Source organism: Nocardia sp. NPDC004068 (genome assembly GCF_042874315.1).
Classification (GTDB): Bacteria; Actinomycetota; Actinomycetes; order Mycobacteriales; family Mycobacteriaceae; genus Nocardia.
In genome coordinates this window covers 355,154-367,267 of record NZ_JBIAMW010000006.1, presented here as the reverse complement: position 1 = coordinate 367,267, position 12,114 = coordinate 355,154, and the positions used below count along the sequence as shown (strand labels likewise).

Genomic DNA, 12,114 nt, shown 5'->3' with positions numbered 1-12,114 from the left:
TTCTGGAAACTAGAATGAATGCTTATGGAGCTTCGCCAGTTGCGCTACTTCGTCACCGTCGCCGAGGAGGCCCACTTCACCCGCGCGGCGGCCCGCCTGCATCTGGCCCAGCCCGGCCTGTCGGCGCAGATCCGGCAGCTGGAACGCGAACTGGGACAACCCCTTCTGGACCGCTCCGGCCGCACGGTCACCCTCACCGACGCCGGCGCGGCCGTCCTCCCGCACGCCCGCGCCGCGCTCGCCGCCGCCGATCGGGTCCGCGACACCGTCGACGAGTTCACCGGGCTGTTGCGCGGCCACGTCCGCCTCGGCACGATCTCCGGCGTCGCGTCCGGCGAACTCGACATCGCCTCGGTCCTCGCCGCCTTCCACCACGACCATCCCCAGGTCGAGATCACCCTCACCGAGACGAGTTCGGACGCCATGCTCGACGCTCTCGCGCGCGGCGCGCTCGATATCGCGCTCATCGGATTGACCGGCGCGCCAATCGATTCCAGAATCGAGACCGATATCGTCTACGACGCCGCCGTGCAGGCCGCCGTCCCGATCGACGATCCCGGCGCTCGGGACCGAATCCCCTTGCGGGAGTTGCGGGATCGGCCGCTGATCTGCCTCACCCGCGGCACGGGCATCCGGGGCGTGTTCGAAAGGGCCTGCGCGGCGGCGGGTTTCGAACCGAATGTGGCCTTCGAGGCCGCCGCGCCGCCGCTGTTGCTGCGGCTGGCCGCCCGCGGTCTGGGCACCGCCATCGTCCCCGCCCTCACCCCCGCCGAGGCCGCGACCTTCGCGGTGCGCACGCTGGCGATCACCGACCCGGAGCTGCGCGGGCGGCTGGCCCTGGCGTGGCGGGCGGACCGCTCCGGCTCGCCCGCCACGAAAGTCCTGCTCGGCCAACTGCGTATCGCGCTGGCGCGGTGACTCACAGGATTCGGGACAGGAACGCCTTCGTCCGTTCGTGCCGCGGATTCGCCAGCACCTCGCGGGGATCACCGGCTTCGACGACCACGCCGCCGTCCATGAACACCAGCTGATCGGCCACCTCGCGGGCGAAGCCCATCTCGTGGGTCACCACGATCATCGTCATCCCCGAGGCGGCCAGTTCCCGCATGACGCCCAGCACCTCGCCGACCAGTTCGGGGTCCAGCGCCGAGGTCGGCTCGTCGAACAGCATGAGCTTGGGGTCCATGGCCAGCGCGCGGGCGATCGCCACCCGCTGCTGCTGACCGCCGGACAGCTGGGCGGGATAGGCGTCGGCCTTGTCGGCCATGCCCACCCGGTCCAGCAGTTCGCGGGCCCGGGCGCGGGCGTCCTGTTTGCGCAACCGCTTGACCTGGGTGGGCGCCTCGATGATGTTCTCGATCGCGGTGCGGTGCGGGAACAGGTTGAAGTGCTGGAACACCATGCCGATGTCGCGGCGCTGCGCGGCGGCCTGCCGGGGGCTCAGCTCGTAGAGCTTGCCGTTCTTCTCGCGGTAGCCGATCAGGTCGCCGTCGACGTACAGCCGCCCGGCGTTGACCTGTTCGAGGTGGTTGATGCAGCGCAGGAACGTCGATTTGCCGGAACCGGACGGGCCGATCAGGCACATCACCTCGCCGCGCGACACCTCCAGCGAGACGCCCTTGAGCACCTGCAACGCGCCGAAGTTCTTGCAGACCTGCTGGGCCTGGATCATGGGAGTCGTTGCGGCCGTACTCATTTCCCGACCTCCGAGGGCATCGCCCGGGCCAGGGCCGCCAGTTGTTTGTTGGTCAGCTGACGGCTCGAACCCCGCGCGAAGTACCGCTCCAGATAGAACTGGCCCACCATGAGGATGCTCGTGACCACGAGATACCAGGTGGCCGCGACCAGCAGCAGCGGGATGGGCTGGAAGTTCACGCCGTAGATGTCGCGGGCGCGGCCGTACAGGTCGGTGGTCAGCGGGATGGCGGCCACCAGCGAGGTGGTCTTCAACATGCTGATCAGCTCGTTGCCGGTCGGCGGGATGATCACCCGCATCGCCTGCGGCAGCACGGTCCGGCGCATGGTCTGACTCCACGACATGCCCAGCGCGAAGGACGCCTCGCGCTGCCCCTCACCCACGGAATTGATTCCCGCGCGGACGATCTCGGCCATGTAGGCGGCCTCGTTGAGGCCCAGGCCGAGCATGGCGAAGAAGAACGCCGCCGACCAGCCCTGAATGTTCAGATGCGCGAAATGCGGTCCGCCGAACGGGATTCCGAGATCGATCGTCTTGTACAGCGAGGGGAACAGCCCCCAGAACACCAACTGCACGTACACCGGCGTCCCGCGGAAGATCCACAGATACACCCAACCCACCGCGCGCAGAACGGGATTCGGCGACAGCCGCATGACCGCGAGGATCATGCCCAGCACCACGCCGATCGCCATGGCCAGCACGGTCAGCTCGAGGGTGACCAGTACGCCCTGGCCCGCGATCCGCGAATCGAACAGATACTTGCCGTAGGTGTCCCACCGATAGGCCGGGTTGGTGGCCGCGCCGTAGACGAACAGCGCGACCAGCACCAGGATGATCGCCGCGGCGATCCAGCGGCCGGGATGCCGCAGCGGCACGGCCTTGATCGGGGCGGGCTCGGCGGACTCGTCGAAGTCCTGGGGGCTCACCGGATATCAGCTCTTCGCGCCGTTGATCTCGGACTTGGTGATCGCGCCCTCCTGGACGCCCCAGTTCTCGGCGATCTTGCGGTAGTCACCGGAGTCCATCAGATGCTGCACGGCCTCCTGCAACACGGCCGCCAGCGGGGAGCCCTTCTTCACCGGCCAGCCGTAGGGCGCGGATTCGAAGATCGAACCGGCGGGTTCGATCTTGTCCTGGTTCTGCTTGATGGCGTACGCGGTGACCGGCGAGTCGGCGGACATGGCGTCGACCTGACCGAGCACCAGCGCGGTCGACGCGGCGCTCTGCTCGTCGAACGGGACCTTCTGGATCTCGGGCTTGCCGGCGTCGGTGCACGCCTTGCTCTTGGCCGGGATCTCGTCGGTGTCCTCGATCGTGGTGCGCTGCACGGCGACCTTCTTGCCGCAGGCGTTGTTCGGGTCGATCGCCTTGCCCTTCTGCTGGGCCCACTGGATGCCCGCGGAGAAGTAGTCGACGAAGTCGACGGTCTTCTGGCGTTCGACGTTGTCGGTGAACGAGGACATGCCCACGTTGTAGGTCCCGGCCTCGATGGCGGGGATGATCTTCTCGAAGTCGGACTCCTTGTAGTCGGCCTGCACGCCGAGCACGGTCGCGACCGCGTCCATCAGGTCGACGTCGAAGCCGACGATCTTGCCGGAGCCCGGATCCTTGTACTCGTTCGGCTGATACGGGATGTTCACGCCGACGACCAGTTTGCCCGACTGCTTGACGTCCGCGGGCAGCTTGGCGGCGATGGTGTCGACCTTCGAGACCTGAACCTTGTCCACCTTCGGACCGTTGTCCTCGGTGTTCTTGGTACAGCCCGTCAACGCCAGCGCGCCACCGGCGACGAGACACGCGGCTCGCAGGAGAAATCCACGACGAACAGACACAGCAGCCCTCCATGTTCGGGTGGGCGACAACCGGGCGTCGCCCGCCGTTCGAAATCTAGGCGATTCGGACCGACTGTGCCGGTCGGTTACCGAAGGTTAATGCGCGCCGGAGGCACGCGTGGCGGTTACCCGCCGAGTTCGGGACCTTATCACCAGCGGTTCAGCCGGGCGCGCACGTGCTCGGTGAATTCGGTGGTCGAGGCCAGGCCGCCGAGGTCGGCGGTCGCCACGCCGGAGGCCAGGGTGGCCGCGATCGCCCGGTCGATGTGGTCGGCGGCCCGGGTCAGGGCCGGATCGGCGCGGCGGGCGCCGAGCAGCCGCAGCAGCATGGCCGCGGACAGTTGCAGCGCGGCCGGATTGGCGCGATTGTGTCCGGCCAGCGTCGGCGCGGCGCCGTGCACGGCCTGGGCCATGGCCTGGGTGGCCGAGCAGTTCAGCGAGGCGGCCAGGCCCAGCGAACCGCTCAGTTCGCCCGCGAGGTCGGACAGGATGTCGCCGAACAGGTTCTCGGTGACGAGCACGTCGTAGTCCCCCGGGGCGCGGACCAGATGGGCGGCGGCCGCGTCGACGTGTTCGTCGGTCACGGTCAGCCCCGAATACCCTTGTGCCACTTCGCGACACACGTCCCGGAACAGGCCCATGGTCAGCGGCAGGACATTGGCCTTGTGCACGATGGTGAGCCGCTTGCGCCGGGTCGCGGCGAGGGCGCACGCCTCGTGCGCGATCCGCTCGCACGCCGCGCGGGTCACCACGCCCACCGACAGCGCCACATCCGGGGTCGGGCGGAACTCGCCCGATCCGGCGACCATATTGCGGTCGGCGTAGAAGCCCTCGCTGTTCTCCCGCACGATCACCAGATCGATATCCGGCGCGGCGGCCCGCACGCCCGGAAACGCCCGCGCCGGACGGATATTCGCGTACAGCCCGAACCGTTTGCGGATCGCGCCGCCGGGCGGGGTGCCGGCGCGGTGTTCGGGAGCGTAGGCGGCGTTGTCGTGCGGGCCCAGGATCCACCCGTCCAGTCCGGCCAGCGCGTCGAGCGTGAGATCCGGTAGCGGCGAACCGAATTCGTCGATGGCGGCCTGTCCCATCGGCAGCGGCACCCACGCCACGCCCGCGCCCAGCGCGTCGTCGACGACCAGCCGGGTCGCCCGGACCACCTCCGGCCCGATCCCGTCCCCCTCGATCAGCCCCAGTCGTATCTCCGCCCGTTCGCTCACGGGTCCATCCTGACCGGTCCGCCGCGCGGCGCGAACACCGGATACCGCGAACCGCCGCACGGACACTCGGGGGCGGCGTATGTTCGCGAGATCATGGTGCAGTCGGTGGAATTGCTGGTGGACGACGCGACCGACGCGGAGATCCGCCGCCAGTGGTCCCTGCTCACCGAGGCGGGCCTGCCCGGCCCGTCCCCCGACCACCGCCCCCACATCACCCTCGCCGTCGCCCGCCAGATCTGGCCCCGCCTCGAGGACGCCCTCACCACCCTGACCTTCCGCCCGATCCCCCTCCGCCTCGGCGGCCTGCTGATCTTCGGCTCCCGCCACCCCATCCTGGTCCGCCCCCTCGTCCCCACCGAACCCCTCCTCGACCTGCAACGCCGAGTCTTCGCCGTGATAGCCCAATGCCCCGGCATCCCCGCCAACGTCCGCCCCGACGCCTGGACCCCCCACATCACCCTGGCCCGCCGCCTCCGCCCACAACAGGTGGGCGAGGCGTTCCACGCGGTGTCGAGCGATCGGGAGTTCGCGGGGGTGGGGGTGGGGGTCAGACGGTGGGACGGGGATCGGCGGCGGGAGTGGTCGGTGTTGTCATGATCCGGCAGGAGCGCGCGACCCTCGGATCGCCCTGCGCGGCGACGCGGCCGGTATCGATGAGATCGATGAGCCGTTGTTGCAGAACGTAATCCATCACCGGATACGCCTGCGTGCCCATGACCTCGGCGATGACCGCGGTCATGGGCGTGGCCTCGGCGGGAATCGCGGCGAGCAGACGCTCGTCGAAATGGGTGACGGGCGCCGAGCGCAACCCCTGTTCCGACATCACCCGGAACGGGGCGTTCTCCGCCTCGAGGTCCGACCACGAGCGAGCCAGGTCGGCGCGTTCGTCGTCGGTGACCGGGCGCTCGCTTCCCAGCAGCGCCGCGAGCCGTTCGGGCGACATCTCCGCCACCGAATCCGCTTGCGCCGCCGAGACATCGATCGCGTGGAGCGAACCGGTATCCGCACGGCCCGCCACCATCCGGTGCAACGCGACCTCCTGGGCGCGGCGCCGACCGGTCCACACCACGGCTCTCGACCCGGACAATCGCTGCCTCAGCCGCTGCTCGGCGTCGGTGACCTCCGTGCGCAGTTCCTCCGCGAAATCGCCGGTGTATGCCTCGGACCACCACTGTCCGCGCCGCGACAGCGCGTCGATCGGGCCGCAGCTCAGATCGTCGTGATACGCCAGTACCTCGGCGTCGTCACCGGCCATTCGCAGCGCCGCCCGAATTCCGCCCGCCGCCGCGGCGCCCGCCGCCACATGAACCGTCCGCATGATCACTCGACTCCCCCCTGATCGGATTGCGTTCCGCTACCAGAGTGCCACCGAACGGCGCGGCCCGCCGCTTACCCCGCTACCGTCCTGGGTACCCGCCAAGGAACGGTGAGCAGCCGACGGAAGAGAACCGGAGTTCGTGACGTTGCATCCGGTACACACAACGAGAGGATCCCATGGCCACCCAGACTCTGACCGAGCAGAACTTCGACGAGATCGTGACCGGTAACGACATCGTTCTGGTCGACTTCTGGGCCGAATGGTGCGGGCCGTGCAAGCAGTTCGCGCCGACCTTCGAGTCGTCCTCGGAGCAGCATCCCGACGTGGTGCACGGCAAGGTCGACACCGAGGCGCAGCAGGGGCTGGCCGCGGCGGCGCAGATCCGGTCCATTCCGACCATCATGGCCTTCAAGGAGGGCGTGCTCGTCTTCGCGCAGCCGGGCGCGTTGCCCGCGGCCGCGCTCGAGGACCTCGTCACGCAGGTGAAGGCGCTCGACATGGACGAGGTGCGCAAGCAGCTGGCCGAGCATCAGGCCCAGGAGCAGTAGTCCCGAAACGGCAAGCGCCGCATCACCTTTCCGGTGATGCGGCGCTGTCGTATGCGGTCAGCGACCGAGCTGGTTGATGCCCGCGATCATGGCGCGGACGGTCGACTCGGGGCCGTCGTCGGCGAGGGCGGCGCCCCAGCCGCGGCGGCCGTTGGACTCGCACTGCACGAAAGTCGCTGTGCCCGAGGCGGTTCGGCGCTGATGGAACTTGAGGATCTCGACCGGGTAGCCCTCGTCGTAGAGAGCCGAGGTCAGCGCCGCGACCGGGCTACCGGCCGTGATCACGGTCCGTTGCCGGCCCGCGAAGTCGAGGGTGGCGGTGTAGGTCGCCACCGGCAGGCCCTGGTCGAGGCGGGTCCAGTCGCTGAGCTTGATCGGTCCGGTCGGGCCGCAGTAGCGATCGTGGAACTCGGTGGGGGTCAGTCCGGCGCATTCGGCCCGCAGGCCCTTGGGTGCGGCGGAGATGAAGTCGCGCGTGTCTATGGTGATGGTCATTGGACTCAGGTCTTCCCGAAGCTTCGTCGTGTCTGATGACAGAGGGAGGGGACCAGCTGGAGCAAATCTGTACGGCCGCAGCGAGGGGGCCGGTCCGAATTCAGACCCCGCTACGGCGAAGTACTACGAGAAGTCGACCGGCAGCCATCATCGCGGTGAGCGAGAGACGCGCGGCGCTGTCGCGGTCGGCGACATCGAGCGCTGCGCTGCGGCTGGCGGCGGGGTTCGGCACGTGAACGAGGATATGGACTCGCCCCCGCCATGGCAACCATTTTCACCCGGAACCCAGGAGTAACTTCGTCACAATCTTCCGTAAACGCCACACCAATGCCCGATGACCTGCTAGGCAACATCCAGCGCCCCCTCTTCGGGCAGGCCCGAGCCCTGCGACACGCCCACGGCAACTCGCTGGCCAACCACCGCGTCGGTCCGTTTTCGGGTGATTCCGATCGGGCGGCGCGACCCGCCGTCCACCATCTCCTCGGCGCCCACCGCCGCTGCCGCCACTAGATCCAGGAATGCGCGGCCTACGTCGAGCGCGTCCGCGAGCGAGGCTGAGCGACACCGTTTGTCGCGCCGCTCGGCGAGCGTCAGGCCAGAACCGGGCGGGCGCGGTCGGTGGCGAGCAGGACGGCGATCGCGCCGAGGGCGGTGCCCGTGATCCAGCGCTGGGTGCGCACCCAGACGGGGCGGCCAGCGAGGAAGGCCGCGATCGCGCCAGCGCCGAGGACGATCAGGGCGTTGACGGTGAGGGCGATGGCGATCTGCACCGCACCGAGGCAGAGGCTCTGGGCCCAGACGCGCCCGTGGGCCGGATCGACGAATTGCGGGATGAGCGCCATGTACATGATGGCGATCTTGGGATTGAGCAGATTCGTCACCAGCCCCATGGTGAACAGCCTGCGGGTCGGGTCCGGCGGGAGCTCGGACGCCTCGAAGGCGGATACGCCGCCCCGCAACGTCTTCCACGCCAGATATCCCAGATACGCCGCCCCGGCCAACTTCACCGTGAGATAGAGCCCGGGCACCACGGCGAACACAGCGGTGATCCCGGCCGTCGCCGCCACCAGATAGACCAGGAACCCGACGGCCACCCCCGACAACGACACCAGCCCGGCCCGCCGCCCCTGCGACACCGTCCGCGACACCAGATACATCATGTTCGGCCCGGGCGTCAGCACCATCCCCAACGCGGCCGCCGCCACCCCCAGAACCGCCGTCGTCTCGATCATGAACCCATCCTCACCCGCAGCCGCCGACCGTGTCGCGAGCCAGTCGGAGACCGCTGGACGTCCCGAACGGATGCGCCCACACCGGTTCCCGTGGATGATCGGAGACATGAAGACCAGGCTCAGCTGCCCCTGCGGGGAATACATCACCGGCACCGACGAGGACGACCTCGTCGAGAAGACCAAGGCCCACCTCGCCGAGAACCACCCCGGCCACGACTACTCCCGCGACGAGATCCTCTTCATCGCGTACTGATCGCCCGGCTCAGTGGGCCGCCGCGTCCCAGCTGCGGCCCACGCCCACCGACACCTCCAGCGGCACCGACAGGTCGATCGCCTTCGCCATGTGTTCGCGAGCAAGGGTTTCCAGCGCCTCGCGTTCCCCGGCGGCGACCTCGAAGAGGAGTTCGTCGTGGATCTGCAACAGCATCCGCGACTTCAGGCCGGAGGCGTGAATCGCGTTCTGCACGTTGATCATCGCGACCTTGATGATGTCGGCGGCCGTGCCCTGGATGGGGGCGTTGAGGGCCATGCGTTCGGCGGCCTCGCGGCGCTGGCGGTTGCTGGAGTCCAGGTCGGGCAGGTAGCGGCGGCGGCCGAAGAGGGTTTCGGTGTAGCCGACCTTGCGCGCCTGGTCGACGGCGTCGCGCAGGTAGTCGCGAATATTGCCGAACCGGTTGAAGTACACCTCCATCTGGGCCTTGGCCTCCTCGGCGCTGATCTTGAGCTGCTGGGACAGCCCGTACGCCGACAGCCCGTAGGCCAATCCGTAGGACATCGCCTTGATCCGGCGGCGCATCTCCGGATGCACCTCGGAGATCGGGATGTCGAACGCCTTGGACGCGACGAACGTGTGCAGGTCCTCGCCGGAGTTGAACGCCTCGATCAGGCCCGCGTCCTTGGACAGGTGGGCCATGATGCGCATCTCGATCTGGCTGTAGTCCGCGGTCATCAGCGATTCGAAACCGGGACCGACGACGAAGGTGTCGCGGATGCGGCGGCCGGTGTCGGTGCGGATCGGGATGTTCTGGAGATTCGGCTCGGTCGAGGACAGGCGTCCGGTCGCGGCGATGGTCTGATTGAACGTGGTGTGGATGCGCCCGTCGTCGGCGACCGACTTGAGCAGGCCGTCCACGGTCACCTTCAGCCGGGTCGCGTCGCGGTGGGCGAGCAGATGTTCCAGGAACGGATGCTCGGTCTTCTCGAACAACGATTCCAGCGCATCGGCGTCGGTGGTGTAGCCGGTCTTGGTGCGCTTGGTCTTCGGCATGTCGAGCTCGTCGAACAACACCACCTGCAACTGCTTGGGCGAACCGAGGTTGATCTGCTTGCCGATCACCTCGTAGGCCGCGTTGGCGGCGTCGGTGACGCGCCCGGCGAATTCGGACTGCAACCGCTCGAGCGCGTCCACGTCGACCGCGATGCCCGCCTCCTCCAGCTCGGCGAGCACGCCCAGCAGCGGAAGTTCCATCTCGGTGAGCAGTTTCGTGGACTCGATGCCGCGCAACTCCTCGTCGAAGGCGTCGGCGAGGTCGGAAACCGCTCGCGCGCGCAGGATCTCGCCCTGCGCCAGCTCGGCGTCGACCTGTTCGGAATCGTCGAGCAGCGACAGCTGGGCGTCCTCGGCGGCGTCGATGCGCAGCTCCCGCGACAGGTACCGCAGCGACAGATCGTCGAGATTGAACGTGCGTTGCCCGGGCCGGACCAGATACGCCGCCAACGCGGTATCGCTGGTGAGCCCCGCCAGCGTCCAGCCCCGCGCCCGCAGCGCGTGCATGGCGGCCTTGGCCTCGTGCACCGCCTTGGGCACCGCGGGATCGGCCAGCCACGCGCCCAGCGCCCGCTCGTCCTCGGGCGTCAGCGACACCGCGTCGAAGTAGCCGCCCTCCCCGTCGGCGGCCGCGATGGCGATCGCCCGCACGTCGCCCTGCACGGGGGTGCAGGTACCGGCGACCGAAACACCGTGGCGCACACCGGCTTTCGCGTGCTCGGCCAGCCAGTCCGCGACCGCGCCGGGTTCGACCGCGCCGCCGCTGATCTCGAAGCCCGACTCGGCCTCCGGCTCCGGCGGCGCGAGCGTCTCGAACAGCCGATCCCGCAGCACCCGGAATTCCAGATCGTCGAACAGCCGGTGGATCTTGTCCCGATCCCACGGCTGCTGGGCGAGCTGGTCGGGGGTGTAGGGCAGCGGCACGTCCTTGACCATCTCGGTCAGCTGCCGATTGAGCACCACGCTGGACAGATTGGCGCGCAGCGCGTCGCCGACCTTGCCCTTGACCTGGTCGACCCGGTCCACGAGCGTGGCCAGATCGCCGTACTCGCGCACCCATTTGGCGGCCGTCTTCTCCCCCACGCCCGGGATGCCGGGCAGGTTGTCGCTCGGGTCGCCGCGCAGCGCCGCGAAATCCGGGTACTGCGCGGGGGTGAGCCCGTACTTCTCCTCCACCGCGGCCGGGGTGAACCGGGTCAGCTCCGAGACGCCCTTGCGCGGATACAGCACGGTCACGTCGTCGTTGACCAACTGGATCGCGTCGCGGTCGCCGGAGACGATGAGCACCCGGAACCCTTGCGGCACGGCCTGACTGGTGAGGGTCGCGATGATGTCGTCGGCCTCGTAACCCTCGAGCGCCATGGTCGGGATGCCGAGCGCGCCCAGCACCTCCTGCGTGATCTCGACCTGACCGCGGAACTCGTCGGGGGTGGTGATCCGGTTGGCCTTGTACTCCGGGTAGGTCTCGGTGCGGAAGGTCTTGCGGTTCACGTCGAACGCCGCGGCCACGTGCGTGGGTTTCTCGTCGCGCAGCAGGTTGATCAGCATGGCGGTGAACCCGTACACCGCGTTGGTGGTCTGGCCGGTGACGGTCTTGAAGTTCTCCGCGGGCAGCGCGTAGAACGCGCGGTAGGCCAGCGAGTGCCCGTCCAGCAGCAGGAGGGTGGGCCGCTCACCCGGGGTCGCTGCGGACGCACTGCTCTGACGCTGATCGGTGGTGGCTGGGGTCACGGCACAGAGTCTAGGGACCGGCACCGACAACCCGTGACGCCACCACCGCCGCGCCTCACGCCACGCCGAGGTAGGCCGACTTGACGGCCGGATCGGTGAGCAGTTCCCGGCCCGTGCCGGTCTTGGTGACCTCGCCGGTCTCCAGGATGTAGGCCCGGTCGCTGCGCACGAGCGCCTGCTGGGCGTTCTGCTCGACCAACAGCACCGTGGTGCCCTGGGCGTTGATCTCGCCGATGATCCGGAAGATCTGCTGGATCACCATGGGCGCCAACCCCATCGACGGCTCGTCGAGCAGCAGCAGCTTGGGCCGGGCCATCAGCGACCGCCCGATCGCCAGCATCTGCTGTTCGCCGCCGGAGAGCGTGCCGCCGACCTGTTTGCGCCGCTCGGCCAGCCGCGGGAACAGCTCGAACACCCACTCCAGGGTCTTGCCGTACTCCGAACGCTCCTGGAACGGCCGGGCGTGGCAGCCCATGTCGAGGTTCTCCTGCACGGTCATCCCCGGGAACACCCCGCGCCCCTCCGGCGCCTGGATCAGCCCGGACTTCACCCGATCATGGGCCTTGACGCGGGTGATATCGCGGCCCTCGAACAGGATCCGCCCACCGGTCAACGGCAGCAGCCCCGACAGCGCGCGCATGGTGGTGGTCTTGCCCGCGCCGTTGGCGCCCAGCAGCGTCACCAGCTCGCCCTGGTCCACCCGCAGCGAAACCCCGTGCAGCGCTTGGATTCTGCCGTAGTTGACCACCATGTCCTCGATCACCAGCAGCGGTTC

Annotated in this window: 14 protein-coding genes; 5 read left to right on the top strand and 9 right to left on the bottom strand. The window is 68.8% G+C overall.

The window, feature by feature from the left end; genetic code table 11:
* Positions 1-24 precede the first annotated feature (24 nt).
* On the top strand, positions 25-918 hold the full coding sequence (locus ACFYTQ_RS17800) for a LysR family transcriptional regulator (RefSeq protein ID WP_387361909.1): 894 nt from the start codon (positions 25-27) through the stop codon (positions 916-918).
* Position 919: 1 nt separating this feature from the next.
* Here the strand turns inward: ACFYTQ_RS17800 and ACFYTQ_RS17795 are convergent, their stop codons facing one another.
* The 4 genes from ACFYTQ_RS17795 to ACFYTQ_RS17780 form a co-directional block, all read right to left on the bottom strand.
* Complete coding sequence (locus ACFYTQ_RS17795; RefSeq protein WP_387361907.1) at positions 920-1,696, bottom strand: amino acid ABC transporter ATP-binding protein; 777 nt, start codon at positions 1,694-1,696, stop codon at positions 920-922.
* The gene (locus ACFYTQ_RS17790; RefSeq protein ID WP_387361905.1) at positions 1,693-2,622 is read right to left on the bottom strand and encodes an amino acid ABC transporter permease; all 930 of its coding nucleotides are present in this window, start codon (positions 2,620-2,622) and stop codon (positions 1,693-1,695) included. Before ACFYTQ_RS17790 ends, ACFYTQ_RS17795 begins: the two co-directional genes overlap by 4 nt.
* 6 nt (positions 2,623-2,628) lie before the next feature.
* Positions 2,629-3,528 carry an ABC transporter substrate-binding protein gene (locus ACFYTQ_RS17785; protein WP_387361903.1) on the bottom strand — a complete coding sequence of 300 codons (900 nt, stop codon included), beginning with the start codon at positions 3,526-3,528 and terminating at the stop codon, positions 2,629-2,631.
* A gap of 149 nt (positions 3,529-3,677) precedes the next feature.
* Positions 3,678-4,748 (bottom strand): isocitrate/isopropylmalate dehydrogenase family protein, encoded by a 1,071-nt coding sequence (locus ACFYTQ_RS17780; protein ID WP_387361901.1) that lies wholly within the window; start codon positions 4,746-4,748, stop codon positions 3,678-3,680.
* Positions 4,749-4,841: 93 nt separating this feature from the next.
* On the opposite strand from ACFYTQ_RS17780, the gene ACFYTQ_RS17775 reads away from it, so the two are divergent.
* Complete coding sequence (locus ACFYTQ_RS17775; protein ID WP_387361900.1) at positions 4,842-5,345, top strand: 2'-5' RNA ligase family protein; 504 nt, start codon at positions 4,842-4,844, stop codon at positions 5,343-5,345.
* On the opposite strand, the gene ACFYTQ_RS17770 is transcribed toward ACFYTQ_RS17775, so the two are convergent.
* The gene (locus ACFYTQ_RS17770) at positions 5,296-6,066 is read right to left on the bottom strand and encodes a DUF3658 domain-containing protein (protein WP_387361898.1); all 771 of its coding nucleotides are present in this window, start codon (positions 6,064-6,066) and stop codon (positions 5,296-5,298) included. The two genes, ACFYTQ_RS17775 and ACFYTQ_RS17770, sit on opposite strands and share 50 nt — an antisense overlap.
* Before the next feature lie 176 nt (positions 6,067-6,242).
* Here ACFYTQ_RS17770 and trxA point away from each other — a divergent pair, with 176 nt between their 5' ends.
* The gene (gene trxA, locus ACFYTQ_RS17765; protein WP_387361896.1) at positions 6,243-6,614 is read left to right on the top strand and encodes a thioredoxin; all 372 of its coding nucleotides are present in this window, start codon (positions 6,243-6,245) and stop codon (positions 6,612-6,614) included.
* A gap of 57 nt (positions 6,615-6,671) precedes the next feature.
* Here the strand turns inward: trxA and ACFYTQ_RS17760 are convergent, their stop codons facing one another.
* Positions 6,672-7,109, bottom strand: a complete 438-nt coding sequence (locus ACFYTQ_RS17760) for a 2-keto-3-deoxygluconate kinase (protein ID WP_387361894.1) — start codon at positions 7,107-7,109, stop codon at positions 6,672-6,674.
* 327 nt (positions 7,110-7,436) lie between these two features.
* Here ACFYTQ_RS17760 and ACFYTQ_RS17755 point away from each other — a divergent pair, with 327 nt between their 5' ends.
* Positions 7,437-7,619, top strand: coding sequence for a hypothetical protein (locus ACFYTQ_RS17755; protein WP_387361892.1), 183 nt, complete (start codon positions 7,437-7,439; stop codon positions 7,617-7,619).
* 80 nt (positions 7,620-7,699) lie between these two features.
* Here ACFYTQ_RS17755 and ACFYTQ_RS17750 read toward each other — a convergent pair whose 3' ends face one another.
* Complete coding sequence (locus ACFYTQ_RS17750; RefSeq protein WP_387361890.1) at positions 7,700-8,341, bottom strand: LysE family translocator; 642 nt, start codon at positions 8,339-8,341, stop codon at positions 7,700-7,702.
* A gap of 106 nt (positions 8,342-8,447) precedes the next feature.
* Between ACFYTQ_RS17750 and ACFYTQ_RS17745 the strand changes: the two genes are divergently transcribed.
* A complete protein-coding gene (locus tag ACFYTQ_RS17745) occupies positions 8,448-8,594 on the top strand; it encodes a DUF1059 domain-containing protein (RefSeq protein WP_387361888.1) in 147 nt (48 codons plus the stop codon).
* Positions 8,595-8,603: 9 nt separating this feature from the next.
* On the opposite strand, the gene polA is transcribed toward ACFYTQ_RS17745, so the two are convergent.
* Both polA and ACFYTQ_RS17735 read right to left on the bottom strand, forming a co-directional pair.
* On the bottom strand, positions 8,604-11,339 hold the full coding sequence (gene polA, locus ACFYTQ_RS17740) for a DNA polymerase I (protein ID WP_387361886.1): 2,736 nt from the start codon (positions 11,337-11,339) through the stop codon (positions 8,604-8,606).
* A 55-nt stretch (positions 11,340-11,394) separates the two neighbouring features.
* A complete protein-coding gene (locus ACFYTQ_RS17735) occupies positions 11,395-12,090 on the bottom strand; it encodes an ABC transporter ATP-binding protein (protein WP_387362302.1) in 696 nt (231 codons plus the stop codon).
* Positions 12,091-12,114: the final 24 nt, after the last annotated feature.

Excerpts from the sequence above, each read along its gene's own strand:
- ACFYTQ_RS17800 (WP_387361909.1), top strand. The coding sequence starts at position 25 with ATGGAGCTTCGCCAGTTGCGCTACTTCGTCACCGTCGCCGAGGAGGCC.
- ACFYTQ_RS17795 (WP_387361907.1), bottom strand. The coding sequence starts at position 1,696 with ATGAGTACGGCCGCAACGACTCCCATGATCCAGGCCCAGCAGGTCTGC.
- ACFYTQ_RS17775 (WP_387361900.1), top strand. The coding sequence starts at position 4,842 with ATGGTGCAGTCGGTGGAATTGCTGGTGGACGACGCGACCGACGCGGAG.
- ACFYTQ_RS17770 (WP_387361898.1), bottom strand. The coding sequence starts at position 6,066 with ATGCGGACGGTTCATGTGGCGGCGGGCGCCGCGGCGGCGGGCGGAATT.
- trxA (WP_387361896.1), top strand. The coding sequence starts at position 6,243 with ATGGCCACCCAGACTCTGACCGAGCAGAACTTCGACGAGATCGTGACC.
- ACFYTQ_RS17760 (WP_387361894.1), bottom strand. The coding sequence starts at position 7,109 with ATGACCATCACCATAGACACGCGCGACTTCATCTCCGCCGCACCCAAG.
- ACFYTQ_RS17755 (WP_387361892.1), top strand. The coding sequence starts at position 7,437 with ATGCCCGATGACCTGCTAGGCAACATCCAGCGCCCCCTCTTCGGGCAG.
- ACFYTQ_RS17750 (WP_387361890.1), bottom strand. The coding sequence starts at position 8,341 with ATGATCGAGACGACGGCGGTTCTGGGGGTGGCGGCGGCCGCGTTGGGG.
- ACFYTQ_RS17745 (WP_387361888.1), top strand. The coding sequence starts at position 8,448 with ATGAAGACCAGGCTCAGCTGCCCCTGCGGGGAATACATCACCGGCACC.
- ACFYTQ_RS17735 (WP_387362302.1), bottom strand. The coding sequence starts at position 12,090 with ATGGTGGTCAACTACGGCAGAATCCAAGCGCTGCACGGGGTTTCGCTG.